We start from the raw sequence: 25,334 nt of genomic DNA, 5'->3' as shown, positions 1-25,334 counted from the left end.
GTTCAGCCCTCTGCCACGCCCGCTTCGGCAAAGGTCGCCATGCCGCTGTGGCAGGCAATGGCGCCCTTCAGGATCTGGATCGCCAGCGCCGCACCGGAGCCTTCCCCCAGCCGCAGGCCAAGGGTCAGCAGCGGCTCTTTGCCCAGCTTGTCCAGCAGCGCGAAATGGGCGGCCTCGGCCCCCTTGTGACCCGCCACCGCATGATCCAGCGCTCCCGGCGCCGTCTGCTGCAGACAGGCCGCGGCCGCACAGCAGATAAAGCCATCCAGGATCACTGGAATGCGCAGCACCCGGGCAGCGGCAATCGCACCGGCCATGGCGGCGATCTCGCGCCCGCCCAGGCGCATCAGCGCATCCAGCCCATCCTTGATGTCCCCGCCATGGAGCGCCACGCCCTGCCCCACCACACGGGCCTTATTGGCAAGCCCGGCATCATCGACCCCGGTGCCGCGCCCGGTCCACTCTGCGGCCTCGCCTCCGAACAGGGCACAGGCCAGCGCCGCCGCCGCGGTGGTGTTGCCGATGCCCATCTCGCCCACCACCAGAAGATCGGCCTGTGGGTCCACCGCGGACCAGCCGGTTTGCAGCGCCTGCAGCAGCTCTGCCGCGCTCATCGCCGGGGCCTTGGTGAAATCCTCGGTCGGGCGGTCCAGATCCAGCGCATGCACATCCATCCGCGCGCCAGCAAGCTTGGCAAGCTGGTTGATCGCAGCGCCGCCATGTTCGAAGTTCAGCACCATCTGTGCGGTCACCTCTGCCGGGAAGGCCGAAACCCCCTGCGCCGTCACCCCGTGGTTGCCCGCAAAGATGATCACCTGTGGCGCCTTGATCTCGGGACGGTCGCTGCCGCGCCAGCCTGCGTACCAGATCGCCAGGTCTTCGAGCCGTCCCAAGGCCCCCGGCGGCTTGGTCAACTGACCATTGCGGTCCTCTGCTCCGGCCCGGGCAGCGCCATCGGCGGCGGGCGCCGCGCTCAACTGGGCGCGAAAGTCATCAAGAGAAGATATCTGGGACAGCATGGATCAGCCTCGTTGCAACGTGTTACGGGACACGGGTAAAGCGGTTGGGTACTGTTTAACCGCTCGCCCCCCTGCTGCAAGCCCCGCAAGAGACCCGCCCATGCGAAAACCCGACATCCGCGCCATTGATCCTGTTCTGGCTCTGGTGCTCTTGACCCGGCTTCCCCTGCCGCGCCTGAGCGCGCAGACATTCGAGCGGCAATCGGCGGCTGTCTGGGCCTTTGCACTGGCGGGCTGCGCCGCCGCCCTGCCCGCCTGCCTGCTGGCTGTATTGGCTCTGCACCTCGGCCAGCCTGCGCCAATCACTGCCGGGCTGGTCCTCGCGGTACAGATCCTGTTGACCGGTGCCATGCATGAAGACGGGCTGGCCGATACCGCCGACGGGCTTTGGGGCGGCTTTGATCCTGCGCGACGGCTGGAGATCATGAAGGACAGTCAGATCGGCACCTATGGGGTGCTGGCGCTGATTCTGGCGCTTGGTCTGCGCTGGACCGCAGTGACGGCCCTGTTGGACAGTACGGGGCCCTGGTCGCTCCTGGCGCTGGCCGCGCTCAGCCGGGCCATGATGCCATTTCTGATGCACGTCCTGCCCAATGCCCGTCAGACGGGTCTGTCCCATGGTGTCGGGCGTCCGGCGCTGTTTCCGGTCGTTCTCGGGCTTGTCGTGGCGCTTGGCATTGCGGCTGTCCCGCTGGACCTGCCGGTGCTGCTTGCCATCTGTCTTGCCATGATCGCGACGACGGCAGCCGTTGGCATAATTGCCCGCGCCAAGATCGGCGGGCAGACAGGAGACATCCTGGGCGCGACCCAACAGCTTTGCGAGATCTCTGCCCTGCTGGTGTTGCTGGTTCTGTGACGGTCTAGTCCACGCCGCCGGTCAAAATCTTCAACTGTTCACCACAGTGTTTGCAATGGACCGCATCAATGTCGTGACGCATCAGGCCACAGGTCGGACAGGTATAGCGCACCTTCTGCGGCTGAAAGATCGCCTGCGCCAGCCGCACGAACAGCGCCACCCCGACGACCATCACGAAGACCGAGAACATCTTGCCAGCAGGCGAGGCCATGGTGATATCGCCAAACCCCGTGGTGGTGAGCGTTGCCACGGTAAAATACAGCGCATCGATATAGGGCGACTGGGTTTGGGTTTCGTCGATGAAGAAGATCAGCACCGCCATGGTGGTGGCAAAGATGAAGACGAACAGGTTGATCCCCGCCAGCAGCGCATCCTCGTTGCGCCGGAAAAAGGTGCTGTCACGGCGCAGGTCGCGCAACAGGTGGTAGGAATGGATCAGCCGCAGCGCCCGCAGGATGCGCAAGAAGGCCAGGCTGCCCGCGAACAAGGGGTCCAGCAGCAGGGTGACGATCACCACCAGATCCGCCAGCGTGTAGATCTGCCAGAAGAAGGCCTTGCGGTCCTTGGCGATCCAGAGCCGCGCCGCCAGATCCAACCCGATGATCACCCCCAGGATCTGGCTGATCGTATTCAAGAGCAGGCCATGGGCGACATGGGCGGTGGCTATGAAAAACAGGATGGTCAGCGCATCGAAAAGGATGACGCCATAGCGAAAGCGGACGGCGCCCTTGGATGCGCCCTCGTATAGAAGGGCCGTGCGTTTTTTCAGATCCTGCATGGGATGGCCTTTTGCGGGCAGGCGCAAAGCGCCAAGAAGAAAGGCCGCGCCAAGCGGCACGGCCCATGGTCATTCAATCCAGGCGCAGCCTCAGGCAGCGCGGGAGGTCAGAACCTCGTCAACCTGCTTGGCGGCAGAGATTTCGTCGCCATCGGCCACGGCTGCCACTTCACGGGTCAGGCGTTCCAGCGCGGCTTCATAAAGCTGGCGCTCGGAATAGCTCTGCTCGCGCTGATCATCGGTGCGGTGCAGGTCGCGCACCACTTCGGCGATGGCGATCAGATCGCCCGAGTTGATCTTCTGTTCGTATTCCTGGGCGCGACGCGACCACATGGCGCGCTTGACCTTGGCCTTGCCCTTGAGCGTCTTCATGGCCTGGTTGATCACGTCGGGCGAGCTGAGCGAGCGCATGCCCACCTCAACCGCCTTGTTGGTCGGCACCCGCAGGGTCATCTTGTCCTTTTCAAAGGTGATCACGAAAAGCTCCAGCGCAAAGCCGGCCACTTCCTGCTCCTCGATCGAGATGATCTGTCCAACACCATGGGCCGGATACACCACGTAATCATTGGGGCGGAATTCGAGCTTCTTCGATTTGGTCATACAGGTCTTTCCTTGCACTTCGCCGGACGGCATGTCTGGCACTACAACGACAAAAACACCACAGGCAGATCACGGCTCGCGATCCGCACTTGCGCGTTTGGTCACAGAAAAACTGCCCAAGGTGCACAAGAACGCGTCCGGCAGGTCAGGCACATTTCTCTCTTCTGGGTATTTCGCAGCAATTGTACCACAAAACCGGGAGGGTCGGAAGGAGCCCGCCCAAACAGCAAAAAACCTGTGTAGGCACCAGCAATTTAAGGCGTTTCAGCCAATGGCACGCCCTTGGACCAGGTCGTGACGGCCCCCCTTGCCAGCGGCAAAGCGAATCGCATCAGGGCAAAAGCCCGACGGACCTTAGCCGCCTTCGCCGGGCGCTTCGGAGAAGTATTTCTCCAGCTTGCCGGTCTCGCCATCACGCTCTTCGGCGTCCGGAAGCGGGTCTTTCTTGGAGACGATAACCGGCCACATCTCGGAGTATTTGCGGTTGAATTCCACCCATTTGTCCATGTCCGGCTCGGTATCGGGACGGATGGCATCGGCAGGGCATTCGGGTTCGCAAACACCACAGTCGATGCATTCATCCGGATGGATCACCAGGGTGTTCTCGCCCTCGTAGAAACAATCCACCGGGCAGACCTCGACACAATCAGTGTATTTGCAGGCGATGCAGTTGTCCGTAACGACATAGGTCATGAGGCCGGGTTCCGTTTGCTGTTTGACGTCTAGCTAATTCAGCGCGGCGATATCTTCAAGGTGTCAATAGATGTCGTGCCCACGGGTAAGATCAAGCGCCCTGCGGGATTTCTTATCCGGGCGCCCCTTTCCCTCGAAGCGGGGGTTGGCCGGAACACTGTCCTGCTTTTCACTCATGTCATGGTAAAGCGCCTGGGCCTCGGGCGCGGGGCCGCGGCGCTCGCCGATGGCTTCGACCCGGACGACCCTGATCTGCCGCCCCTGGGGGAAGGTCAGAACATCACCTGGGGTGACGTTCTGAGCCGGTTTCGAGATCTTGCCGGAGTTGAGCCGCACATGACCTGCAGAGACCTGTTTCGCGGCCAGGCTGCGGGTCTTGAAGAACCGCGCATGCCATAGCCACTTGTCGATACGGATCTTGGCGGTGCCGCCCTCCATCGCGGATCAGTCGCCCTGTTTCAGCCCCATCAGCGCCGCGGCGAAGGGGTTGTCGGGATCGATCTGCTTTTCCTTCTTGGGCGGGCGGGCCGAGTAGGTCTTGCTGCCCTGCTGCTGAGGACGTCCGCCCTTCTTGCCGCCGGGCTTGCCGGGGCCGCCCTTGGCACCACGGGGCTTGCCCTTGCCGCCTGCGCCGCCACCTGCACCGCCACGGGCGTCCTGCCCACGGCGCTGGCCACGGTTTCCGCCCTGCTGACGGGCACGACCGCCCCAGGTGAAGGTGTAAAAGACCTCGACCTCGGGGGCATCAACTGCCACATCGGCGGCTTCGCCGGTCGGGGTCTCGTTTTCGGCAACTTCGGCAACGGCTTCTGTGGCTTCGGCTTCGGGAGCCGTTTCGGCAACCGGTGCAACACCTTCGTCCGGGATGGCTGCCGCTTCGGGCACCACATCGGCCGGAGCCGCCTCCCCTTCAGCCGCCGGAGCGGCAGCGGGCGTATTCTCGGCTTCAGCGGCGGCATCCATCACCGGCTGGCCTTCAGCAGGCGTGCCAGTCTCGGCCACGACTGCATCCACCGGCTTCACCTTTTCCCGCTCGCCCTTCTCGGCGCGGTAGCCAAGGCCCTGCATCAGATCGGCAAATTGTTCCAGCGTCATGCCGGTGATCGACAGCATGTCGGGCTTGGCCTCGAAACCACCGCGGCTGTCTTCGGCGCGCAGCATATCGGCCAGGCGCTCCAGCATATCGACGCGGATCATCCGCTCGCCTGCGGCGCGGTAGCCGGACATGGTGTCATAGCCTTCGGGCGCATCCTTGATGGTCGGCACGGTGACCAGACCCGGCGGCGGCGCCTCGGGGAAGTCCTGCAAGCCATTTGCCAGCGACCACAGCACCAGACGCAGGCGCGTCGGGGCGGGTTTCAGCAGCAACGGCATGAAAATGGTGAACTGGCCGAAGCGCAGACCGTGTTTGCGCAGCGCACCGCGCGCGTCCTGGTCCAGGTCCTTGACCTCCTGCGCGACGCTGTGACGCGGCAGAAGACCCAGCGCTTCGACCATGCGGAAGGCGAAACCACGGGCCAGGCCGTTCAGCTCTTCGTCCTTCTGCAGATTGATCAGCGGCTCAAACAGCGCCTGGATCTTGCGGCTGATGAAATGCTGCAGGCGGCGTTCGACCTTCTGCGCGACCTCTGCGCCTGCGGCATCATCCACGAAGACCTGTACACCCGGCGTGAGCGGATCCGCTCCGGCAACCAATTTGCCCACCGCGCTGTCGCCCCACATGAGGCCGCCCTGTTCGGTAAAATCAATTTCGGTATCGGGTGCGTTGTAGAACCGGTCCGCCCGCAGATGAAAATGCGGCACCAGCGCCTGCATGGAGGCGGATTTCAGCGCCTTTGCCTCGGCGCCCTCTGCCCCCTTGTCAGGCGAGAACCGGAATCCTTCGAGCCGTCCGACGAATTCGCCTTCGACGGTCACTTCACCCTTGTCATTCACTTCGGCCAAAAGGGCCTCCTTCTGTTTGAGCCGGCGCAAAAGCACGGATGTGCGCCGGTCCACAAATTTTTCAGTCAGCCGCTCGTGCAGTGCGTCCGACAACCTGTCTTCTACAGCGCGCGTTTGCTCACGCCAATGACTTTCATCATGCAGCCAGCCTTTCCTTTGGGCCACATAGGTCCATGTGCGGATAAATGCCAATCGTTTCGACAGAACATCGATATTTCCGTCTGTCCGATCGATCCTTTTGATCTGTCGCGCCATCCAATCGTCGGGGACAACGCCGCCGCCATGCAGGTGATCGAAAATCCCCCGCAAAAGTGCGGCATGTTCACTGTGGCTGATGCCGCGGAAGTCGGGGATTCGGCAGACATCCCACAACAGCCGCACCGAGGGCGCATTGGTGGTACGCGCCAGGATCTCGGGATCCTGCGACAGCGCCTTCAGGGCCAACAGGTCGTCCGCCTCGCGCGCCTTGATCAGCACCTCATCCTGCGGGCTGACCTCCAGCGAGCGGACCAGCGCCTCCACCGTGCCGAACTGCAGCGCGGACGATCGCCAGTTGAGTTTCTTCAGCGGCGTGAAGCGATGTTCCATGATCGCCTGGGCCGTGCCCTCGTCCAAAGGTCGGGCATCGCCGGTCACCCCAAAGGAGCCGTGGCTCATGCCCCGCCCGGCGCGGCCCGCGATCTGGGCCAGCTCGTTTGGCGCCAGCGGGCGCATCCGGCGCCCATCGAATTTGCTGGTGGAGGCGAAGGCCACATGATCGATATCGAGGTTCAGCCCCATGCCGATGGCATCCGTCGCCACCAGATAGTCGACCTCACCGTTCTGATAGAGCTCAACCTGCGCATTGCGCGTGCGCGGGCTGAGCGCCCCCATCACCACGGCGGCTCCGCCCTTCTGGCGGCGGATTAGCTCGGCGATGGCATAGACGTTGTCGACGGAAAAGCCGACGATGGCGGTGCGGGGCGGCATCCGGCTGATTTTCTTCGATCCGGCATAGACCAGATCCGACATCCGTTCGCGGCGCACGAATTCCACCCCCGGCACCAAGGCCTGGATCGGCCCGCGCATGGTATCGGCGCCCAAGAACAGCGTCTCATGGGTGCCGCGCGCGCGCAGCAACCGGTCGGTAAAGACATGGCCCCGTTCAGGGTCAGCACAGAGCTGGATCTCGTCCACGGCCAGGAAATCGCAGCCCATGCCTTCGGGCATCGCCTCCACCGTGCAGATCCAGTACTGAGCGCGCGGCGGCACGATACGTTCCTCGCCGGTGACCAGCGCCACCACCGACGGCCCGCGTGCCGCGACAACCTTGTCATAGACCTCGCGTGCAAGCAGCCGCAGCGGAAAGCCCATGATGCCGGTGCGATAGCCCAGCATCCTGTCGATTGCGTAATGGGTTTTGCCTGTGTTGGTCGGACCGAGAACGGCCACCACCCGTGATGCGTTTGCCATTTGAGCCACCCCGGCGGGCCTATAGTTCCTTGCCCTCGACCAGGGGCGCCAATCGGTCGAGCGCCTTGGTTACTTCCTCGTGGTTCGGATGTATAGCCTTGGCGCGCAAATAGGCCTGATAGGCGGTTTCGGGATCGCGAAACTGTTCAAACAGCGTGCCCAGCGCAAAGATTGCATCGTAGTCATTGGGATTGAGCGCCAATGCGCGCTCCAGATCGGCCACCGAAGGCCCATATAGCTCTGCCACGAAATAGGCGCGGGCCCGCTCGTACCAGCCGCGCGCAAACCCCGGCGCATGATCGGTGAGCGCGGTCAGATGTTCGATCGCGGCGGCAGTATCGCCCCGCTCCAGCGCCTGCACGCCGCGCGCCAGCATCAGATCCATCGCGGGAGAGCCGCTCTTGCGCCAAAGCGCCTGCAACTCGCGATCGATGGCGCTGGCATCCACTGGATCGGCATCTGCCAGTTCCATCAGCAAGTCCGCCTCATCCGGCGGCGACTGCACCTGCGCAAATCCGCTGACAGGCAGGGAAAACGTGACTGTCAGCGCCGTTGCCGCCACGATAGCTTTGAGGTTCGGAACATTTGCAATCATGATGCTTCAATGTAACCCAAGGCAGCGTATTTTCCAGTGGCGTAGACGAAAGCTTCACACAAAAATGCGATGCCCCTGCAAATGAGCGAGGAAAGACAGATGAGCGACACCCTGACACAAGCCGCCGAAGCGCTGAACGAAAAGCTGGAAGCAGGCGGATTTGACGGCAGCGCCAAGTTCGCGATCGAGGACATGGGCGCCATTGTCCTGGACAGCGACGGCGTGCGCGTCAGTGACGAAGAGGCCGATGTCACCATGTCGGCAGACGCCGAGACCTTCCAGGCGATCCTCTCGGGTGAATTGAACCCCACCGCCGCCTTCATGTCCGGCAAGCTGACCATTGATGGCGACATGGGCACCGCGATGAAACTGGCCTCGGTCCTGGCCTGACTGCACTAGGAGACCTGCCGATGGAGCTGACCCCCGCCCCCTATTTCCGCGATATTGCCGAGGGACCGGAGGGCGGCGTGGCCCATTGGGTGACTTGCGAAGATGGCCTGCGCATCCGCGTGGGCCATTGGCTGCCGCAAGGACTGCTGCGCGAGGCAGTCAAGGGCACCGTCCTGATCTTTCCGGGGCGTACGGAATACATCGAGAAATACGGCCCCTCCGCTGTTGACCTGGGCAAACGCGGTTTTGCCGCCCTGGCGGTGGACTGGCGCGGGCAGGGGCTGGCCGACCGCATGCTGGAGGACCGGCGCCTGGGCCATGTCGATCACTTCCCCGATTTCCAGCGCGATGTGCGCGCCACGGTGAAGCTGGCCGAAGCGCTGGAATTGCCGCAACCCTGGTTCCTGCTGGCTCATTCCATGGGCGGCGCCATTGGCCTGCGCGCCCTGATCGAAGGGCTGCCGGTCAAGGCTTGCGCCTTTACCGGGCCGATGTGGGGCATTCAGATTCCCTCCGCCATGCGCCCCGTGGCGCGCGTTCTGGGCACACTGGCACCGATCCTAGGCTTCAGCGCCATGCGCGCGCCCACCACCACCAAGGGCCACTATGTGCAGACCGCCCCCTATGAGGGCAACACGCTGACCAATGATGCGGATATGTACCGTTTCATGCAGGAACAGCTGGAGGCGGAGCCGGACCTGACCTTGGGCGGCCCCACCGTGCATTGGCTCAGCGAAAGCCTGCAGGAATGCGCGCGCCTTGCCGCGCTGCCATCGCCCGCCCTGCCCTGTATCACCTTCCTCGGCAGTGACGAGCAGATCGTCAACGCAGAAGCCATCCATAACCGCATGCGCCGCTGGCCGGGCGGCGAACTGGATCTGGTTCAGGGTGCCCAGCACGAGGTGGTGATGGAAGGCCCCGCCATCCGCCGACACACATTCGACCGCATGTGCGCCCTGTTTGTACAATATCGCGGCTGATGCTGCGCCGGGGTGCTGGTTGCTTGTGATCCCGCGCGCCCCTGCTTAGATATCTGGAAAATGGCGCACGCTTTTGCGCCCCTTCTTCTCACATGACCCTTCAAGGAGGCCCCATGTTCCAACTCCCCTTCCCCCTTCGCGATGCCAATGCAGGCTCTGGCCCCGATAGCCTCGGCAATCTGCCCGAGTGGGATCTGAGCGATCTTTACACGGCGGTCGACGCCCCCGAACTGGCCCGCGATCTGGACTGGCTGGAGCAAGAATGCAGCGCATTTGCCGCCGATTACGAAGGCAAGCTTGCGGATCTTGATGCCAAAGGGCTGCTGGACTGCGTGTTGCGCAACGAAAAGATCAACGCCATCGCCGGGCGCGTGATGTCCTATGCAGGCTTGCGCTATTACCAGCTGACCACCGATGCCGAGCGCGCCAAGTTCCTGTCGGATTGCCAAGAAAAGGTCACCGTCTTCACCACGCCGCTGGTCTTCTTCACGCTGGAGATCAACCGGATCGAGGACGACAAGCTGAAGGCGCTGTTTGCCGAAAACGCCGATCTGGCCCGCTATGAACCGATCTTCCGCCGCATCCGCGCCATGAAGCCCTACCAACTGTCCGATGAGCTGGAGAAGTTCCTGCACGACCTGGGTGTCGTCGGCGATGCCTGGGAAAAACTGTTCGATGAAACCATTGCGGGTCTCACCTTCACCGTGGAGGGTGAAGAGCTGAACATCGAAGGCACGCTCAATTTCCTCACCGACCCGGACCGCAGCAAACGCGAGGCCGCCGCGCGCGAACTCGCCCGCGTCTTTGCCGAGAACATCAAGATCTTTGCCCGCGTGCACAACACCCAAGCCAAGGAAAAGGAAATCGTGGACCGCTGGCGCGGCATGCCCTCGGCGCAGATGGGACGGCACCTATCCAACGACGTAGAGCCCGAGGTGGTCGAGGCGCTGCGCGAAGCCGTGGTCGCCGCCTACCCCAAGCTGTCGCACCGCTATTATGAGCTGAAGCGCAAGTGGCTGGGGCTGGACCGCATGCAGGTCTGGGACCGCAACGCACCCCTGCCGATGGAAGTCACCCGCACCGTCGGCTGGGACGAGGCCCGCGACATCGTGATGGAGGCCTATGGCGCCTTTGATCCGCGCATGGCGGATCTGGCCGATCCCTTCTTCAACAAGGGCTGGATCGACGCTGGCGTGAAACCCGGCAAGGCGCCGGGCGCCTTTGCCCACCCCACCGTTACCGCAGTGCACCCCTACGTGATGCTGAACTACTTGGGCAAACCGCGCGATGTGATGACGCTGGCGCATGAGCTGGGGCACGGCGTCCATCAGGTGCTGGCCGCCGGTCAGGGCGAGATGCTCTCCTCCACCCCGCTGACGCTGGCGGAAACCGCGTCCGTCTTTGGCGAGATGCTGACCTTCCGCAAGATGCTGGAAAAGGCCAAGGACAAGAACGAGCGTCGCGTGCTGCTGGCGGGCAAGGTTGAGGACATGATCAACACGGTCGTGCGCCAGATCGCCTTCTATGATTTCGAGTGCAAGCTGCACGAGGCGCGCCGTGGCGGAGAGCTGACGCCCGATGACATCAATGCGCTCTGGATGTCGGTGCAGGCCGAATCCCTGGGCGAAGCCTTTGATTTCATGGAAGGCTATGAAACCTTCTGGGCCTATATCCCGCATTTTGTCCACTCGCCCTTCTACGTCTACGCCTATGCCTTCGGCGACGGGTTGGTGAACGCGCTCTACTCGGTCTACGAGGAAAACCCCGAAGGCTTCCAGGAGAAGTATTTCGACATGCTGAAGGCCGGCGGTTCAAAACACCACAAGGAGCTTTTGGCGCCCTTTGGCCTTGATGCCTCGGACCCGAAGTTCTGGGACAAGGGCCTGTCGATGATCTCCGGCATGATCGACGAGCTGGAGGCGATGGAGGATTGATCCTTCACCCCCGGCAGGCGCGTCGCCTGCCCCTGTACTGACAGCACTTGCCTGGCCATTCCCCTTTGGCCAGGCTTTTCTTTGCACCAACACCCCGGCGCATGGGCCATCCGGCCAAGCGCTCGACCGCTAGCACCCCTTTCGGATGCGGATCTTGGGACGTTTTCCTCCTTCGCCCCCGGCTGGCCACCATCCCGTCCCGATTTCGCGAGAGTGCGTTGTGCGAAACGCCCGGCTGGCTTAAACCTGTGGCAACCAATGACCTCAGGGAGAGAGACAGATGACCGACGCGCCCAGCTACGGTTTTGACACATTGCAGATTCACGCCGGTGCACGGCCCGATCCGGCCACCGGTGCCCGTCAGACCCCGATTTACCAGACCACATCCTATGTGTTCCGCGATGCCGATCACGCTGCGGCTTTGTTCAACCTGCAAGAGGTCGGCTTCATCTATTCGCGCCTGACCAACCCCACGGTTGCAGTGCTGCAGGAACGCCTGGCGACGCTGGAAGGTGGCGTTGGCGCGGTCTGCTGTTCCTCGGGCCATGCGGCGCAGATCATGGCGCTGTTCCCGCTGATGGCACCCGGCTGCAATGTTGTGGCCTCCACCCGTCTTTATGGCGGCACCGTCACCCAGTTCAGCCAGACCATCAAGCGCTTTGGCTGGTCGGCCAAGTTCGTGGATACCGACGATCTGGACGCAGTGCGCGATGCCATCGATGAAAACACCCGCGCGGTGTTCTGCGAATCCATCGCCAACCCCGGCGGCTATGTGACCGACATCCGCGCCATGGCCGATGTGGCCGATGCCGCAGGCGTGCCGCTGATCGTGGACAACACCACCGCGACCCCCTACCTGTGCAACCCGATTGCCCAGGGGGCCACATTGGTTGTGCATTCCACCACCAAATACCTGACGGGCAATGGCACCGTGACCGGCGGCGTGGTGATCGATTCGGGCAACTTCGACTGGTCCGCCAGCGACAAGTTCCCGTCCCTGTCCGCGCCGGAACCGGCCTATCACGGCCTCAAGTTCCACGAGACCTTCGGCTCCCTTGCCTTCACCTTCCACGGCATCGCCATCGGCCTGCGTGACCTCGGCATGACCATGAACCCGCAGGCGGCGCATTATACGCTGATGGGGATCGAAACCCTGTCCCTGCGGATGCAGCGCCACTGCGAAAACGCGATGAAGGTCGCAAGCTGGCTGGAGCAGGACGAGCGGGTGGATTACGTCACCTACGCCGGTCTGCCCTCCTCGCCCTATTACGAGCGGGCGCAGGCCTGCTACCCCAAGGGCACCGGCGGGTTGTTCACCTTTGCGGTCAAGGGCGGCTATGAGGCCTGCATCAAGCTGGTGGACGCGCTGGAGATCTTCTCCCATGTGGCGAACCTTGGCGATACCCGCTCGCTGATCATCCACTCGGCCTCCACCACCCACCGCCAGCTGACGCCCGAGCAGCAGGAAGCCGCTGGCGCGGGCCCCAACGTGGTGCGCATCTCCATCGGGATCGAGGATGCCGACGATCTGATCGCCGACCTGGACCAGGCACTGACCAAGGCCTGCGGCTAAGTCCCGATCGGGAAAAACAACAAAGGCCGGGGCGTTCCCCGGCCTTTTTCATTTTCGGCGCAGGGGTTTGCTACTCTCCCGCTGTCTCCAGCAGGTCAAAGACGACCGACACGCTGTGTTCGAACGACAGGCTGCCCGCCTCCACCGGCACAGATCCCGAACGCGCCATTTCCATTGCCATCATCGGCACCCCGCCGCCACCGCCGTGTTCGCTGATCGAGCGCACCGGGCCAAGGGTCATCTCGGCTGCCTCGGCCAGTTGGCGCGCCTTGCGGATCGCATCCCGGACCGCATCGCCGCGGATCTGGTCCAAGACCGCTGCGCGGTCCGCAACGCCAAAGCTCAGGCCGCGAAACTCATTGGCACCCGCCTGAAGCACGTCGTCCAGGATCTTGCCAAGGTTTTCCAGGTCTCGCACCCGCACGGCCAGCGTGTTGGAGGCCACGAAGCCGGTGATCTCCCGCCTTTCCTGCGAATTGTCATAGCGATCCCCGCTCCAGATCGGATCAACCGAAATCCGCTGCGTCTGCATGTCTTCGCCTGCGATCCCGGCCTCGCGCAGCTGCGCGATCACCTGCGCCATGTCATCGGACACCCGGCGCATCGCCAGGGCGGCCTCCTTTGCGTCGGCGGTGACGCCCAGCGTGATCACCGCCCGATCCGGTGCCACCTCCGTGCGGGCCTCGCCGGTGACCGAGATCTGGCGCGGGGCGATGGCCTGCTCGGCCATGCTGCCGCCGGCAAAGCCGCATAGAATGGCAAGAGAGACCAGAGTTGCCCGGGTGGTCATTGCGGTCAGTGCTGTCTTCATGGCGCTTTCTCCTGTTGCTCCAGACCAAATGAAAGCGCTTCCTTGCCGCAGGCAAGGGCAATTCCCCTCTTTTCCTTTTCCTCGGCAAACTCCTGCTTTAAGGTCTGGTCCCAAGGCCATACGGGCACAAAAGCGGTCCGGGCGACAGGAACTTGGATGGTTTGACCGCACAATGAAACCGGGGTTTGCTCTTTCACTGTCTTCGGAAGGCATCAGCTATCTGCACCGCGCTGCCGGTGGATGGCGCAATATCGGAACCGTGACGCTGGATCATCCCGATCTGTCCGGCGCGCTGGCGCTTCTACGCAGCAAAGGTGATGCGCTGGCCCTGCCGGACCCCGATTGCTGCAAACTCGTGATCCCGAACGAGCAGATCCGCTATCTGACGATTGAAACCGGCGCCATCGATGCACGCCAGCGCCGGGCCCTTGCCGAAGCCGCCCTGGAGGGCGCAACGCCCTATGCTGTAGCGGATCTCGCCTTTGACATCTCCGAAGACGGCCCCCTGACCCATATCGCCGCCGTCGCCCGTGAAACCCTGGAAGAGGCCGAGACATTTGCCCTGGATCACGGGTTTACCCCCGCCAGTTTCGTAGCCATTCCCGGCGATATGGATTTCCTGGGCGAGCCGTTTTTTGGTCAAGCCCGCTCCATTGGCGACAGCCCGATAGAGCCGGACGGAATCGCAGTGGTGGATATCGGCCCGGCACTGCCCGCCCCCGCCGCTCCTGAGGCGGACCCGCAAGCCGATGATCCGGCTCCATCTGAGGAGGAAGCGACAACGCCTGCCGCTGCCGCCAAGCAGGACAGCACGACAAAGGCGCAGGACAGAGTTCAGGATACCGGTCAGGACACGGGCCAGGACACCGGTCAGGACGCAGTCCAGGAGACTGGACGGAAACCGGGCAAGCCCGCGGCAGAGGCCCCGGCGCGGGCCGGGCTGACCCTGACCGCCGCGACAGAGGTCGCCTTGGCCGAAGGCGAAGACCCGACCTCCGACAGCGACAGCGACACGCAGGACGACGGGCCTGCCCTCGGGTTCAGCAGCCGTCGGCGCAAAACCGCAAAAGCCCCGGCCGCTGCGGTCAAGGCAGCCGTCGATAGAGCGGCCGATACCAAAACCCCGGCGCTGGCCGGAGCAAGTCGCTCCACGCCGCAGCCCGCAGCGGATGTGGAGCTGACGGCAGCCAAACCGTCCCCGGCAAAGGCCCCCGCTGCCCGCCAGAAAACGGCAGCCGCAGCGTTGAAGGCCCAGGAGAAGAACCTCGCCTCCGAATTGGCGGCCGCAGCGCTCTCGCAAACCTCTGCCCCTGGGCTGGGCACCGCCGCAGTTTCTCCAGCAAAGGGCGCGAACTGGCCGCGAAGGCTCCCCTCGGGGGCAGGCCTGGCAGCTGCCGCAACCGGGATGCTGCGCAGGCTCGGCAAGAACCAGGCTGCCGAGAAGCCGGAAAAACCCCGCAGCAACATGGGGTTGATTCTGACTGCCCTGCTGCTGATCTTCATGCTGGCCGTGGCCGCATTTGCCTACCTCAGTGGCAGCGGCCCCTTTGCGCGGTTCACAGAGAGAGACCCTGCCGAAGACAGCGCCGTGACGACGCCTGGCGCACCGGACACCGCGGATCCTTCCGGCGCCCCGCAGACCGACAGCACAGAGATCGCACCGCAGGAACCGGCCCCCGAAACGGGCGAGGCCATCGGCCCTGCCTTGCCGCCGCAGCCCCTGGTCTCGACCGAACCGAACGAGCGGCCCATCGCCCCGCAGGTCAGCGCCCTGCCCGGCCAGCCTGACCCGGGCGTGGTCTTCCTGTCCGAGGATCCGACCGCCGCCGGAACAGGCCAACCGGGCATCTTGGAAGACGAGGATCTGGCCCTGCTTGATCCCGATATGCTGCTGCCGCCAGGAAGCCCGGATGACATCCTGTTTGACGACGGCCCCGAGCAGGCCGAGCAAGACGCCCTGGCCATGGCCGCGCAATATGCCGCCACCGGCATCTGGCAGATGGTTCCAGAGATCTCCGAGGTGCCTGCGATCGTGGATCTCGACAATATCTACGTGGCCTCCATCGATCACACCGACCTGTCCCAGGACGCCGTTGCCCTTCCGGCGCAACCGACAGCAGAGCAGGATGAGGCGCCGGATGTTGTCAGCTCACCCGCCGCTGCCGGAAGCAGTATCGCGCTGAACCCCCGGGGTCTGGTCGAAGCCACGCCCGAAGGCACGGTTAACCCGGATGGGGTGATGGTCTACCTTGGCCGCCCGCCGGTGGTGCCGCCCCCCACCCCGCCACGCGCCGATCCTGATGCGCTGGCCGCACAAGAGGCCGAAGCCGCAGAAGCCGCCCGGCTTGCCGCCCTGTCGCGGCTTCGCCCAAGAGCCCGGCCGACGGATCTGGCAGAACAGGTGGAGCGCAGCCAGCTGGGTGGGCGCAGCCGCGCCGAACTGGCGGGCCTGCGCCCGCGCGCACGTCCCCAGACGCTCAAGACCGAAGAAGAGGAAAACCAACCCGCGACCGAACAGGCCGTGGCAACCTCCGTTTCTCCGCGCACGCGTCCGGCCAATTTCGCCAATATCGTGGATCGGGCCAGACGCAGCACGCCCGAAACCGCGACCGCCGCCGCCGTTCCCGCTGCGGCAAGCGTGGCACCGCGCCTCCCCAGCTCTGCCTCGGTGGCGCGCCAGGCCACGATCACCAACGCGATCAATCTTCGGCACCTGAACCTGATCGGTGTCTACGGCACCGCCGCCAACCGCCGTGCCCTGGTGCGCCTGCCCAGCGGGCGCTATCGCAAGGTCCAGGTCGGCGACCGCCTGGATGGCGGCCAGGTCATCGCCATCGGCGAAACCCAGCTTCAATATCAAAAGAGCGGTCGCAACCAGACGCTGAAAATGCCTGAGTGACCCCCTGGCGCTGGCACCGACCTGATCGGCGCCGTTGGCCCTATTTCCTCTCCCCCAGATTACCTCTTCCGACCCTATGCCCGCAGCATGCAGGGCTTGCAGCACGGATCTTCTTATTAAACAGGCATTCTCCAATGCTGCGGCTGTCAATTCACTTGACCCGGGGACGACCAAGACTGGCCTGTTCCGTGATTGCCCCGATATCATCCTCTACAAAACAAGATAGCTAAACATTCCCGACCAAACTACTCAACTATTTGAAATCAAACGTTTTTCTTGACGACCCTGAGGGCACGGGCTATCAAGGGTCCAAGATCTGCAGCACGCCAGAATCACAGGCAGCACGCAGCCAGCTACTCCAGCAAGGACGCCTCAGCGGCTCCCAGCCAGACAGCCAGCACCGCCAGCCACCCACATTCGAGCCAGCCACTCTTCTGCAAGATCCCGCCAGCGCAGCCTGCCAGCCCGATATTGCCAGCCTTCAGCACGCATTCGCCCGCCAGCTTTGTGCCAGCACAGCCTGCCAGCCCGACGCAAGCCACTTGTCAGAACGCCGATCCATGACGGGATCCGGTCGTCACAGCACGCCAGCCATCGCGCCAGCTCCATGCTGTCTTCTTCTGGGTCCCGCGTGCATGGCCTGATTGCCAAGTAACCGGGAGGAGGCCGGGCCACGCCCTCTCCGGTGCCACTGAGTTTCCGCAGATCCCCGCAGGATCAGCCCCCTGCCCGGAAAGCCCTGCTCCCGGCCTGCAGGCTACTGGAAGCGCAATCGACTGACCGCCTTGACCCAAGCGCCCGCGCCACCGGCAAACCACCGACACGAGGAAAAGCGGCGCAGGTCAGACACCCGCGCCGCCAAATGTTTGTCCCGAAAAACGGCTCTGCTGACGGTTATTCCACTTCGCCCGTCGGACGTGGAGTACTGGCGGTTTCCGCAGGCAGGACGGGATAGGTGATTTCCGGCAGATCCCCGGTCAGCGACCCCAGGAAGGCCACGATCTTGTCGGCCTCTGCATCACTCAACTCCTCGCCCAGCTGACTTTCACCCATGATCTGCACCGCGACCTTCAGATCCCAGACCTTGCCCGAATGGAAATAGGGCGCCGTCTGATCGATATTGCGCAGCGGCGAGGCGCGGAACACATATTCATCATCCACGGTATCGGTCACCGCAAAGCGGCCCTTGTCGCCTTCGGGCAGGATATCCGCGCCCGGCTTTTCGATCAGGCCAAAGGGATAGTAATTGTGCCCGCCCACGTTGACGCCGTTGTGGCAGGAGGAGCAACCCTTGTCCATGAACAGCTCGAGCCCGGCCAGCTGATCGGCATTGAGCGCATTGTCATCGCCATTGAGCCAGGCATCAAAGGGTGCCGGTGTGATCAGCGTCGCCTCAAAGGCCTCGATCGCCTTGGCGAAATTGTCAAAGGTGACCGGCTCCTCTTCCTCCGGGAAGGAGGATTTGAACCAGCTTACATATTGCGGCATGGAGTTCAGCGTCGCGATCACGTTGTCTGGCGTATTGGCCATCTCGACACTGGCCTGCACCGGCCCCTTGGCCTGCGCCGCCAGGTCGGGCGCGCGCCCATCCCAGAACTGCGCCTCATTGAACACCGCATTCAGCGCCGTCGGCGAGTTGCGCGGCCCCTTTTGCCAGCCATGGCCGATCGAGGTCGGCATATTGTCATCGCCCCCCGTCGCCAGATTGTGGCAGGAATTACACGAAAACACACCAGAGGCGGACATGCGCGGATCAAAGAACAGCGCCTTGCCGAGATCGATCTTCTCTGGCGTCACCGGGTTGTTGTCCAAGGCGGGAATGGTGGACGGCAAGGGTTTGAACTCATCCAATGCATTTTCACGCAAATCCGAGGCAATCGCCGCCTGACCAAGTAACACACCAACGGAAGTAGAAATGAACAGTCTTGCTAGTTTCATACTGGCCTCCCAGCCGAAATGGGATCTTGAGCCGCGCGCCCCCTACGGCCCCTTGATAGGGAAGAGTCCAAATGGCGGTCTTTGATCTAGAACAATTCTAAAACACGATCCAAAAAATATTCCGATCCCGGAATGCGTTTCCAGGCCCGCATGGCCGAACACCTTGTCGGCCGGGGGCGGGACCTCGCCCATAAAACGTGACCTCACGCAAAAAAGGGCCGCCCCTGCGGGCAGCCCCTGTGGTTTCGACTATTGGCCCTTTCAGGCGCTGGTCAGCATGCCCTTGGCAGAGGCCAGTTCACGCATCTTGTGCTGCAGCTTTTCGAATGCACGCACTTCGATCTGGCGGATACGTTCGCGGCTGACGTCATATTGCGTGCTCAGCTCTTCCAGCGTTACCGCCTTGTCGGCCAGACGGCGCTGGGTCAGGATGTCCTTTTCCCGGTCATTCAGAACCTCAAGCGCCTGTGCCAGCAGTTCGCGCCGGGCTTCCAGCTCGTCACGGGCCTCGTAGTCGCCAGCCTGGTCGGCGTCCTCGTCCTCCAGCCAGTCCTGCCACTGCATGGTGCCTTCGCCCTCGCTGCCGACCGTGGCATTGAGCGAGGCATCCCCGCCGGACATGCGCCGGTTCATCGAGATCACCTCATCCTCGGTCACGCCAAGATCGGTTGCGATCTTCTTGACGTTGTCGGGATGCAGGTCGCCCTCTTCCAGGGCGCCGATCTTGGCCTTGGCCTTGCGCAGGTTGAAGAAGAGTTTCTTCTGCCCCGAGGTGGTGCCCAGTTTCACCAGGCTCCACGAGCGCAGGATGTATTCCTGGATCGAGGCGCGGATCCACCACATGGCGTAAGTCGCCAGGCGAAAGCCTTTTTCCGGGTCAAACCGTTTCACCGCCTGCATCAGGCCCACGTTGGCTTCGGAAATCACCTCGGCCTGGGGCAGGCCGTAGCCGCGGTAGCCCATGGCGATTTTGGCCGCCAGACGCAGGTGAGAGGTGACCATCTTATGCGCCGCCTCGGTATCCTGTTCCTCGACCCAGCGTTTGGCCAGCATGTATTCCTCTTCCGGCTCCAAGAGCGGAAACTTACGGATTTCCTGCATGTAGCGGTTCAGGCCACCTTCCGGAGTCGGTGCAGGCAGGTTCGCGTAATTCGCCATTCGGTCTGTCCCTCCCAATGTTTAAGGACTTAACATCAGCGTCATTGTGGATCGAATATGGGAAGGGTTTCTGCCCTTTTCAACCCCCGCCGATAACCCCACCTTATTCCAAAGGGGAAATGACCGTCTGTAACCTTGATCACAGGGCGCACAAAAGCCGCCGGATCAGGCGCGCGGGCTGCGCAGCGCCTCCAGCAGTTCCTGCATGTCCTGCGGCAGGGGCGCCTCAAACCGCATGTCCTCGCCGCTGACCGGGTGGACAAAACCCAGGACCGCCGCATGCAGCGCCTGGCGCGGAAAGGCCTGCACCGCTGCGATGGCTGCCTCGCTCAGGGCCTTCAAGGGCAGCTTGCGCTTGCCGCCGTAGGTCGGATCGCCGATCAGCCCATGGCCTGCATGGGCCATATGCACCCGGATCTGATGGGTGCGCCCGGTTTCCAGCCAGCATTCGATCAGGGCCGCCACCGGCGGCGCACCGAAGGGTTCGACAATACGCGCCCGCGTCACCGCGTGGCGCCCGCCATGGAACAGGACCGCTTGGCGCTGACGGTCGGTCTTGTGACGCGCCAGCTGCGTGGTCAGCTTCAGGATATTGCCCGGCTCGAAACTGGCACCCTTCACCCCGCGCAGACGCGGATCGTTGGCATCCGGCACCCCGTAGCAAACCGCACGGTAATAGCGTTCCACCGTGTGGCGTTCGAACTGCGCCGCCAGCCCCTGATGGGCGGCGTCGGATTTGGCCACCACCAGAAGACCCGAGGTTTCCTTGTCGATCCGGTGCACGATACCGGGGCGCTTCACCCCGCCCACGCCCGAAAGGTTCTCACCGCAGTGATGCATCAGCGCATTGACCAGCGTCCCCGAGGGCGTGCCCGGCGCCGGGTGCACCACCATGCCCGCCGGTTTATTGATGACGATCAGGTCGTCATCCTCATAGATCACCTCCAGCGGGATTTCCTCGGGTCCGATATGGCTGTCGCTGGCTTCCTCGACCGTGACGGCAATCACCGCGCCTTCCTCCACCCGCGCCTTAGGATCGCGTGTCACCACGCCATCCACGGTCAGGGCCCCTTCGTCGATCAGCCGCGCCAGCCGGGTGCGCGACAGGGTCGCCTCCTCTGGCACATCGCGCGAAACCGCTTTATCAAGGCGCTTAGGCGGGTTTTCCGCGATGACGAACTCTATCCGGCGGCGCTCCATGACAGATCCTTCCCAGCCCGAATTGCAAGACGAGCCGCCGCAGCTGAAGTTCCTGCGTCGACTGGTCACCACGCTGACCGTGGTGATGATTGGCGGGCTTGTAGTGGTTATCGCCCTGCTTGTCATCCGCTTGTCTGCCGACCCCGTCATTCCCGGCCTGCCCGAGCATATCGCCCTGCCCGAGGGCGCCGAACCTCAGGCGGTGACCTTTGGCGATGGCTGGGTCGCGCTGGTCACCACGGACAACCGCATCTTGGTTTTTGATGCGAAAAGCGGCGCCCTGCGCCAGAGCCTAACGCTCGACTGACCCTGTCGCCACCGTGCGACCGGCAACAGGATCATAAAGACCGCCCCCCAGATTTTCATGCCCCCATTGCATGATCTGCAGCAGGACCGGCTCCAGCGCCCGCCCCCACTCCGTCAGGACATAACGGTGGCGCAGTGGGCGCTCCTGATAGGCCTCCTTGGTGACCAGGCCCCAGTCCACCAGGCGTTTCAGCCGCTGTGACAGTTGTTTGCTCGGCATCCGCTCCGCACTGGTCTGCAGTTCCTGAAAGGTATGTTTGCCGTGCCACATCAGATCCCGCACGATCAGCAACGTCCAGCGATCGCCCAAAATCTCCATCGTGCGCGCGATCGAGCAGCGCGACCTGAAGTCATATGTGTCTGATAGACTGCCTGCCGACATCCAAAATCTCCTTGCGCCCCACATAGTGACTTTCGTTTTGAAATTCACTAGCCAATAGTCACTTTCGATTCGAAAGTCATTATCAGGAGTATGATCATGCGCGCCATCGGCAACACCCCCCTTATCAAGCTCAATCACCTCACCACGCCCGATTGCGCCGAAGTCTATGTGAAATGGGAGGGCGCCAACCCCACCGGCAGCATGAAGGACCGCATGGCGCTGTCGATGATCGAAGGGGCCGAGCAACGGGGGGACCTACGCCCGGGGGGCCGCGTGGTGGAATATACCGGCGGCAGCACCGGCAGCTCGCTCGCCATGGTCTGTGCCACCCGCGGGTACAGGGCGCATTTTGTCTCCTCCAACGGATTTTCCGAAGAAAAGCTGCAAACCATGCGGGCCTTTGGCGCTGAGGTCGAGATCATCCACGCCAAGGATGGCATCCTGACGGCCGATGTCATTGACCGCATGATTGCCCGCGCCAGGAAGCTGGCGGGCGAAGAAGGCACCTTCTGGCCCGATCAGGTCAACAACCTCGACAACAAGCGCGGCTATTACGCCATGGCGCGCGAAATCCTCTCGCAGCTCGATGGTCCGGTGGACGAATTCGTCATGGCTGCGGGCGGCGGTGGCTGCATCTCGGGCAATGCGGAGGTCCTGAAAGACGCCGATCCGAATACGCGAATCATCGCGATAGAGCCGGACCAGGTGCGCAATGTCTCGGGCGGTGACACCTCCGGCACCCACAGGCTGGAAGGGATCGGCCTGTCCTTTGTGCCCAGTATCATGCGCCGGGACCTGATCGATGAGGTGATCCCGGTGACCGACGCTGAAGCCTATCACGGCGCCCGCCAACTGGCCGAAAAAGAAGGGCTGATCGGCGGTGTCACCTCGGGCGCCAATATCCACGCGGCGCTGAAGCGCGCCCGCGCCCTTGGTCCCGGCAAACGCCTTGTCACCGTGGTGATCGACACCGGCCTGCGCTACCTGAACGGCGATCTCTATCGCCAGGACGGCCCAATCGCCTGAACTGGTGGGGCATTTTCACGGAGTTAGGAGAGATGGTACCGCCTCCCTGGCTTGAACAGGGGACCTCTGGATCCACAATCCAGCGCTCTAACCAACTGAGCTAAGGCGGCACTGGGGGGCGATTTAGCCTGTCCGATACCCGAGCGCAAGGGGGTTAAAGCACACATTTCCAGCTTTGTTCGATCAAATCCTGCCCGAAGGAATGCACGGGCTTGCTGTCGGCCAGTTCCCAACCGAAAGCCGCGTATAGGGCACAGGCCGCCTCGTGGCTTTCATGGGTCCAAAGAGTCATGTCGGTGTAGCCGCAGTCACGCGCGAACTGCATGCAGGTCTGCAGCAGGCGCTTGCCCAGCCCCTTGCCGCGCGCCTCGGGCGTCAGCAGGAACAGGCGCAGCTTGGCGGTGGTGTCACTCACGCGCACGCAGAAGATCGATCCCAGCCGCTGGCCGTCCTCCTCGGCGATCCAGCCGCGCTCGCAGGTCGGATCATGCGCGGCGCAGAACTCCGCCAGGATCTCTGCCACCAGCGGGCCAAAGGTATCGTCAAAGCCTTCATCCTGCGCGTATAGCGTCTGGTGGCGCTCCACCAGCCACGCACTGTCTTCAGGTTCGAATCGGCGCAAAATCACTTCGGTCATGACCCACCTCACCACGAAGCGCGCTTGCCTTTCAACAGGCAGCGGGCTAGCAGGGATCCCCAGACAGGACTGGCGTCAATAGACCGCACGAAGGAGGCTGAGATGGGTATCAACAGCGAACGCGATATCGAGGCGAACATGCAGATCGGCCCGACCGACCAGGGCATGGTGCGCATCTATATCGAGGCCGATGGCGTCGAGATCCCGATGGATTTCGAACCCGAAGAGGCCGAGGAAATCGCCGACGAGATCCGCGCCGCCGCCCAGGCCGCCCGCAGCGTCGCTGGCTAAGCACGCCCGCACCGCGTCAGCGGTGCCACGCCCAAGGCCGCCAGGGGCGCCCGGCCCTGCCGGGGGCCGCGCGGGCGCGGGAGTGCCCCCGCCCTAGTCTTCGCCCTCCTCGGATCCGGCCAGAATACCCTCTTGGCCAAAGCGCGGATCCCGCAGGGACTGAAGCCGCCGCGCCGCATCCATCGCCAGCTTGTGGGTCGTCTTCTTGCGCCTCGCTGCCGCCAGCTTCTCTTCCGGCCCCATGCGCACGATTTCGCCGTAGTAGGCATCGGCAATGATCAGCCCGGTTTCATCGGGCAGGATCTCCACCGGGAACTCCGTATCCACCGCCCAGAAATAGCGGTCGCACCAGTCCAGGTATCCCTGCCATTTGCTGTCGGACTGGAAATCGGCGCGGCTGGATTTACACTCCACCACCCAGATCTCTCCCTTCGGCCCCAGCGCCATCAGATCGACACGCAAGCCCCGCGTGGGCACGAATTCCTCGACCGAGACGAACCCCAGCGAGCGCAAATACCGCGCCACGCCGCGGGCCAGCCTTTGCCCCGCCTGAAACCCTGCCAAGTCGTGATCCTCTGCCATGGCACCAGATGTGAACAATTCAGGAACAAAATGCAAGTCTGCCTGCCCCCGAAAAACTCTAGCCAGTTGCCCCTTGCTCCGGCCCGCGGGGCACACTACCTAAGGGATTGGCGGGTTCTGCCCTTCTCGTGACAGGTAGCATTCCAGTGGCCTTAAGCAATTCCGAGGGAGCTGGCTCTGTTCGGATCCTGGTCCGTTTACCTGGCGCCCACCTGTACATACAGGTCCTCGGGAATCAAAACCGCACGGTTGCCTGGTGGTCCCGCCACTTTTCCAATAAACGCATGGTTCGCGTTAGAACCCACGAAGAGTGAACTTCTGGCACCCGTCCACTCAAAAGCAACCGATTTGGTGCACGTATGCATCACACGCTGTTTTCCATCGGACAAGGATCGTCTACTAGACCTTCCCAATTCTATCATTGGCTTATGAACACTGGCCTGTAGCAACACGACGAGAGGCTCACATGAAAGAACTTTTCACCATCGGGTACGAAGGTTCAACGGTGGATGATCTGATTGCCACGTTGCTTGCCTTAAAAATCGAGGTTCTGGCCGACGTAAGGGAACTACCGTTGTCCAGAAAGAAGGGACTGTCAAAAAACAAACTGGCGGAGCGACTCGCCGAGGTGGGGATTTCCTATTGCCACTTTCGGGAGCTGGGTGACCCAAAAGAGGGGCGAGACGCAGCAAAGTCAGGAAACTACGCCGAGTTTGAACGAGTTTTCCTAAACCATATCAGCACCGAAACCGCGCAAACCGCGCTCCAAAAACTACTAAAGGTTGCAGGTCAGCGAAAAACTTGCATGATGTGTTTTGAGCGCTGTGCAACACATTGCCACCGTTCTTACATTGCAGACTTAGCAGCTAAGGAAGACTTTTTGGTTTTCAACTTGGCCGCAGATAGGCCTGAGCAGTACTTGAAAGATGGCATTCAAATCCCGCGTTACAATCCTCGTCAAAGCCTCACCGCAGCCGAGTAAAAAGCACTCCGAAACAGTTTGCTGTGCTGGCCTGCAAGATGATGGCTCTTGGAAGCGATTGTTCCCAATCCGGTTTCGTAGACTTTCTGGCGAGAAGTCTTTTTCGCGCTGGGACATTGTGCAATTCGAGTACACTAAGCCCCGTGATGACAACAGGCCAGAGAGTTGCCGAGTGCATGAAGAAAGCATCCAGATTGATGGAAAAATCAATAAATCCGAAGAAAAGTCCAGCTTAGGGTCAGGATGCATTGATTTTCCGAGCGCTGCGTGATTCACGGATCCGAAAACGGAGCGGTGACATGAGCAAT

24 protein-coding genes and 1 tRNA gene are annotated in these 25,334 nt (G+C 62.6%); 10 read left to right on the top strand and 15 right to left on the bottom strand.

Going from position 1 to position 25,334, the window contains the following annotated elements:
- Positions 1 to 2: 2 nt before the first annotated feature.
- Entirely contained in the window at positions 3 to 1,019 is a 1,017-nt protein-coding gene (cobT, locus tag PXK01_RS20185; RefSeq protein ID WP_274861513.1) for a nicotinate-nucleotide--dimethylbenzimidazole phosphoribosyltransferase, read from the bottom strand.
- A 100-nt stretch (positions 1,020 to 1,119) separates the two neighbouring features.
- Between cobT and PXK01_RS20180 the strand changes: the two genes are divergently transcribed.
- The gene (locus PXK01_RS20180; protein ID WP_274861511.1) at positions 1,120 to 1,875 is read left to right on the top strand and encodes an adenosylcobinamide-GDP ribazoletransferase; all 756 of its coding nucleotides are present in this window, start codon (positions 1,120 to 1,122) and stop codon (positions 1,873 to 1,875) included.
- Between the two features lie 4 nt (positions 1,876 to 1,879).
- Here PXK01_RS20180 and PXK01_RS20175 read toward each other — a convergent pair whose 3' ends face one another.
- The 6 genes from PXK01_RS20175 to PXK01_RS20150 all read right to left on the bottom strand — a co-directional run bounded on the left by PXK01_RS20175 (position 1,880) and on the right by PXK01_RS20150 (position 7,937).
- Positions 1,880 to 2,653, bottom strand: coding sequence for a potassium channel family protein (locus tag PXK01_RS20175; RefSeq protein ID WP_274848379.1), 774 nt, complete (start codon positions 2,651 to 2,653; stop codon positions 1,880 to 1,882).
- A gap of 90 nt (positions 2,654 to 2,743) precedes the next feature.
- A complete protein-coding gene (locus tag PXK01_RS20170) occupies positions 2,744 to 3,253 on the bottom strand; it encodes a CarD family transcriptional regulator (protein ID WP_274848380.1) in 510 nt (169 codons plus the stop codon).
- A 354-nt stretch (positions 3,254 to 3,607) separates the two neighbouring features.
- On the bottom strand, positions 3,608 to 3,946 hold the full coding sequence (fdxA, locus tag PXK01_RS20165) for a ferredoxin FdxA (RefSeq protein WP_274848381.1): 339 nt from the start codon (positions 3,944 to 3,946) through the stop codon (positions 3,608 to 3,610).
- A 63-nt stretch (positions 3,947 to 4,009) separates the two neighbouring features.
- Positions 4,010 to 4,384: an RNA-binding S4 domain-containing protein gene (locus tag PXK01_RS20160; protein WP_274861510.1), complete on the bottom strand. Its 375-nt coding sequence runs from the start codon at positions 4,382 to 4,384 to the stop codon at positions 4,010 to 4,012.
- A gap of 6 nt (positions 4,385 to 4,390) precedes the next feature.
- A complete protein-coding gene (locus PXK01_RS20155; RefSeq protein ID WP_274848384.1) occupies positions 4,391 to 7,342 on the bottom strand; it encodes a helicase-related protein in 2,952 nt (983 codons plus the stop codon).
- A 19-nt stretch (positions 7,343 to 7,361) separates the two neighbouring features.
- Positions 7,362 to 7,937 (bottom strand): tetratricopeptide repeat protein, encoded by a 576-nt coding sequence (locus PXK01_RS20150; protein WP_274848386.1) that lies wholly within the window; start codon positions 7,935 to 7,937, stop codon positions 7,362 to 7,364.
- 99 nt (positions 7,938 to 8,036) lie between these two features.
- On the opposite strand from PXK01_RS20150, the gene PXK01_RS20145 reads away from it, so the two are divergent.
- The 4 genes from PXK01_RS20145 to PXK01_RS20130 all read left to right on the top strand — a co-directional run bounded on the left by PXK01_RS20145 (position 8,037) and on the right by PXK01_RS20130 (position 12,814).
- Entirely contained in the window at positions 8,037 to 8,327 is a 291-nt protein-coding gene (locus tag PXK01_RS20145) for an SCP2 sterol-binding domain-containing protein (protein ID WP_274848387.1), read from the top strand.
- Between the two features lie 20 nt (positions 8,328 to 8,347).
- On the top strand, positions 8,348 to 9,307 hold the full coding sequence (locus PXK01_RS20140; protein ID WP_274861508.1) for an alpha/beta fold hydrolase: 960 nt from the start codon (positions 8,348 to 8,350) through the stop codon (positions 9,305 to 9,307).
- 113 nt (positions 9,308 to 9,420) lie between these two features.
- Complete coding sequence (locus PXK01_RS20135; protein ID WP_274861507.1) at positions 9,421 to 11,241, top strand: M3 family oligoendopeptidase; 1,821 nt, start codon at positions 9,421 to 9,423, stop codon at positions 11,239 to 11,241.
- Between the two features lie 280 nt (positions 11,242 to 11,521).
- Positions 11,522 to 12,814, top strand: coding sequence for an O-acetylhomoserine aminocarboxypropyltransferase/cysteine synthase family protein (locus PXK01_RS20130; RefSeq protein ID WP_274861506.1), 1,293 nt, complete (start codon positions 11,522 to 11,524; stop codon positions 12,812 to 12,814).
- 70 nt (positions 12,815 to 12,884) lie between these two features.
- Here PXK01_RS20130 and PXK01_RS20125 read toward each other — a convergent pair whose 3' ends face one another.
- Positions 12,885 to 13,625: an SIMPL domain-containing protein gene (locus PXK01_RS20125; RefSeq protein ID WP_342455869.1), complete on the bottom strand. Its 741-nt coding sequence runs from the start codon at positions 13,623 to 13,625 to the stop codon at positions 12,885 to 12,887.
- A gap of 172 nt (positions 13,626 to 13,797) precedes the next feature.
- On the opposite strand from PXK01_RS20125, the gene PXK01_RS20120 reads away from it, so the two are divergent.
- Positions 13,798 to 16,524 (top strand): hypothetical protein, encoded by a 2,727-nt coding sequence (locus PXK01_RS20120; protein ID WP_274861505.1) that lies wholly within the window; start codon positions 13,798 to 13,800, stop codon positions 16,522 to 16,524.
- 894 nt (positions 16,525 to 17,418) lie between these two features.
- On the opposite strand, the gene PXK01_RS20115 is transcribed toward PXK01_RS20120, so the two are convergent.
- The 3 genes from PXK01_RS20115 to PXK01_RS20105 form a co-directional block, all read right to left on the bottom strand.
- On the bottom strand, positions 17,419 to 18,462 hold the full coding sequence (locus tag PXK01_RS20115; RefSeq protein ID WP_274848396.1) for a cytochrome-c peroxidase: 1,044 nt from the start codon (positions 18,460 to 18,462) through the stop codon (positions 17,419 to 17,421).
- A 261-nt stretch (positions 18,463 to 18,723) separates the two neighbouring features.
- Positions 18,724 to 19,620 carry an RNA polymerase sigma factor RpoH gene (rpoH, locus tag PXK01_RS20110; RefSeq protein WP_274861504.1) on the bottom strand — a complete coding sequence of 299 codons (897 nt, stop codon included), beginning with the start codon at positions 19,618 to 19,620 and terminating at the stop codon, positions 18,724 to 18,726.
- A gap of 165 nt (positions 19,621 to 19,785) precedes the next feature.
- Entirely contained in the window at positions 19,786 to 20,820 is a 1,035-nt protein-coding gene (locus PXK01_RS20105) for an RluA family pseudouridine synthase (protein WP_274861503.1), read from the bottom strand.
- On the opposite strand from PXK01_RS20105, the gene PXK01_RS20100 reads away from it, so the two are divergent.
- A complete protein-coding gene (locus PXK01_RS20100; RefSeq protein ID WP_274861502.1) occupies positions 20,819 to 21,127 on the top strand; it encodes a DUF6476 family protein in 309 nt (102 codons plus the stop codon). The genes PXK01_RS20105 and PXK01_RS20100 overlap by 2 nt on opposite strands.
- Here the strand turns inward: PXK01_RS20100 and PXK01_RS20095 are convergent.
- Positions 21,113 to 21,508: a winged helix-turn-helix transcriptional regulator gene (locus PXK01_RS20095; RefSeq protein ID WP_274861501.1), complete on the bottom strand. Its 396-nt coding sequence runs from the start codon at positions 21,506 to 21,508 to the stop codon at positions 21,113 to 21,115. The two genes, PXK01_RS20100 and PXK01_RS20095, sit on opposite strands and share 15 nt — an antisense overlap.
- Positions 21,509 to 21,604: 96 nt before the next feature.
- On the opposite strand from PXK01_RS20095, the gene PXK01_RS20090 reads away from it, so the two are divergent.
- Entirely contained in the window at positions 21,605 to 22,534 is a 930-nt protein-coding gene (locus PXK01_RS20090; RefSeq protein ID WP_274861499.1) for a PLP-dependent cysteine synthase family protein, read from the top strand.
- Between the two features lie 33 nt (positions 22,535 to 22,567).
- Here PXK01_RS20090 and PXK01_RS20085 read toward each other — a convergent pair.
- Together PXK01_RS20085 and PXK01_RS20080 are read right to left on the bottom strand one after the other, a co-directional pair.
- Positions 22,568 to 22,644 (bottom strand) — tRNA-His (locus PXK01_RS20085).
- 44 nt (positions 22,645 to 22,688) lie between these two features.
- Entirely contained in the window at positions 22,689 to 23,171 is a 483-nt protein-coding gene (locus PXK01_RS20080) for a GNAT family N-acetyltransferase (RefSeq protein WP_274848405.1), read from the bottom strand.
- 102 nt (positions 23,172 to 23,273) lie between these two features.
- On the opposite strand from PXK01_RS20080, the gene PXK01_RS20075 reads away from it, so the two are divergent.
- Positions 23,274 to 23,462, top strand: coding sequence for a DUF6324 family protein (locus PXK01_RS20075; RefSeq protein ID WP_274848407.1), 189 nt, complete (start codon positions 23,274 to 23,276; stop codon positions 23,460 to 23,462).
- 93 nt (positions 23,463 to 23,555) lie between these two features.
- On the opposite strand, the gene PXK01_RS20070 is transcribed toward PXK01_RS20075, so the two are convergent.
- Positions 23,556 to 24,044 (bottom strand): MmcB family DNA repair protein, encoded by a 489-nt coding sequence (locus tag PXK01_RS20070; protein WP_274861521.1) that lies wholly within the window; start codon positions 24,042 to 24,044, stop codon positions 23,556 to 23,558.
- 466 nt (positions 24,045 to 24,510) lie between these two features.
- Here PXK01_RS20070 and PXK01_RS20065 point away from each other — a divergent pair, with 466 nt between their 5' ends.
- Positions 24,511 to 25,026 carry a DUF488 domain-containing protein gene (locus PXK01_RS20065; protein WP_274861497.1) on the top strand — a complete coding sequence of 172 codons (516 nt, stop codon included), beginning with the start codon at positions 24,511 to 24,513 and terminating at the stop codon, positions 25,024 to 25,026.
- The last annotated feature ends 308 nt before the right edge of the window (positions 25,027 to 25,334 follow it).

It is taken from the genome of Phaeobacter sp. PT47_59, from assembly GCF_028890025.1.
Lineage (GTDB): Bacteria > Pseudomonadota > Alphaproteobacteria > Rhodobacterales > Rhodobacteraceae > Phycobacter.
The sequence above is the reverse complement of the archived record's forward strand: the minus strand, read 5'-3'. Positions and strand labels throughout refer to the sequence as shown.

Excerpts from the sequence above, each read along its gene's own strand:
- PXK01_RS20125 (WP_342455869.1), bottom strand. The coding sequence starts at position 13,625 with ATGAAGACAGCACTGACCGCAATGACCACCCGGGCAACTCTGGTCTCT.
- PXK01_RS20170 (WP_274848380.1), bottom strand. The coding sequence starts at position 3,253 with ATGACCAAATCGAAGAAGCTCGAATTCCGCCCCAATGATTACGTGGTG.
- PXK01_RS20080 (WP_274848405.1), bottom strand. The coding sequence starts at position 23,171 with ATGACCGAAGTGATTTTGCGCCGATTCGAACCTGAAGACAGTGCGTGG.
- PXK01_RS20100 (WP_274861502.1), top strand. The coding sequence starts at position 20,819 with ATGACAGATCCTTCCCAGCCCGAATTGCAAGACGAGCCGCCGCAGCTG.
- PXK01_RS20065 (WP_274861497.1), top strand. The coding sequence starts at position 24,511 with ATGAAAGAACTTTTCACCATCGGGTACGAAGGTTCAACGGTGGATGAT.
- PXK01_RS20175 (WP_274848379.1), bottom strand. The coding sequence starts at position 2,653 with ATGCAGGATCTGAAAAAACGCACGGCCCTTCTATACGAGGGCGCATCC.
- PXK01_RS20070 (WP_274861521.1), bottom strand. The coding sequence starts at position 24,044 with ATGGCAGAGGATCACGACTTGGCAGGGTTTCAGGCGGGGCAAAGGCTG.
- PXK01_RS20145 (WP_274848387.1), top strand. The coding sequence starts at position 8,037 with ATGAGCGACACCCTGACACAAGCCGCCGAAGCGCTGAACGAAAAGCTG.
- PXK01_RS20155 (WP_274848384.1), bottom strand. The coding sequence starts at position 7,342 with ATGGCAAACGCATCACGGGTGGTGGCCGTTCTCGGTCCGACCAACACA.
- PXK01_RS20180 (WP_274861511.1), top strand. The coding sequence starts at position 1,120 with ATGCGAAAACCCGACATCCGCGCCATTGATCCTGTTCTGGCTCTGGTG.
- PXK01_RS20120 (WP_274861505.1), top strand. The coding sequence starts at position 13,798 with ATGAAACCGGGGTTTGCTCTTTCACTGTCTTCGGAAGGCATCAGCTAT.
- PXK01_RS20135 (WP_274861507.1), top strand. The coding sequence starts at position 9,421 with ATGTTCCAACTCCCCTTCCCCCTTCGCGATGCCAATGCAGGCTCTGGC.
- PXK01_RS20075 (WP_274848407.1), top strand. The coding sequence starts at position 23,274 with ATGGGTATCAACAGCGAACGCGATATCGAGGCGAACATGCAGATCGGC.
- PXK01_RS20140 (WP_274861508.1), top strand. The coding sequence starts at position 8,348 with ATGGAGCTGACCCCCGCCCCCTATTTCCGCGATATTGCCGAGGGACCG.
- rpoH (WP_274861504.1), bottom strand. The coding sequence starts at position 19,620 with ATGGCGAATTACGCGAACCTGCCTGCACCGACTCCGGAAGGTGGCCTG.
- PXK01_RS20090 (WP_274861499.1), top strand. The coding sequence starts at position 21,605 with ATGCGCGCCATCGGCAACACCCCCCTTATCAAGCTCAATCACCTCACC.
- fdxA (WP_274848381.1), bottom strand. The coding sequence starts at position 3,946 with ATGACCTATGTCGTTACGGACAACTGCATCGCCTGCAAATACACTGAT.
- PXK01_RS20095 (WP_274861501.1), bottom strand. The coding sequence starts at position 21,508 with ATGTCGGCAGGCAGTCTATCAGACACATATGACTTCAGGTCGCGCTGC.
- cobT (WP_274861513.1), bottom strand. The coding sequence starts at position 1,019 with ATGCTGTCCCAGATATCTTCTCTTGATGACTTTCGCGCCCAGTTGAGC.
- PXK01_RS20130 (WP_274861506.1), top strand. The coding sequence starts at position 11,522 with ATGACCGACGCGCCCAGCTACGGTTTTGACACATTGCAGATTCACGCC.
- PXK01_RS20150 (WP_274848386.1), bottom strand. The coding sequence starts at position 7,937 with ATGATTGCAAATGTTCCGAACCTCAAAGCTATCGTGGCGGCAACGGCG.
- PXK01_RS20115 (WP_274848396.1), bottom strand. The coding sequence starts at position 18,462 with ATGAAACTAGCAAGACTGTTCATTTCTACTTCCGTTGGTGTGTTACTT.
- PXK01_RS20160 (WP_274861510.1), bottom strand. The coding sequence starts at position 4,384 with ATGGAGGGCGGCACCGCCAAGATCCGTATCGACAAGTGGCTATGGCAT.
- PXK01_RS20105 (WP_274861503.1), bottom strand. The coding sequence starts at position 20,820 with ATGGAGCGCCGCCGGATAGAGTTCGTCATCGCGGAAAACCCGCCTAAG.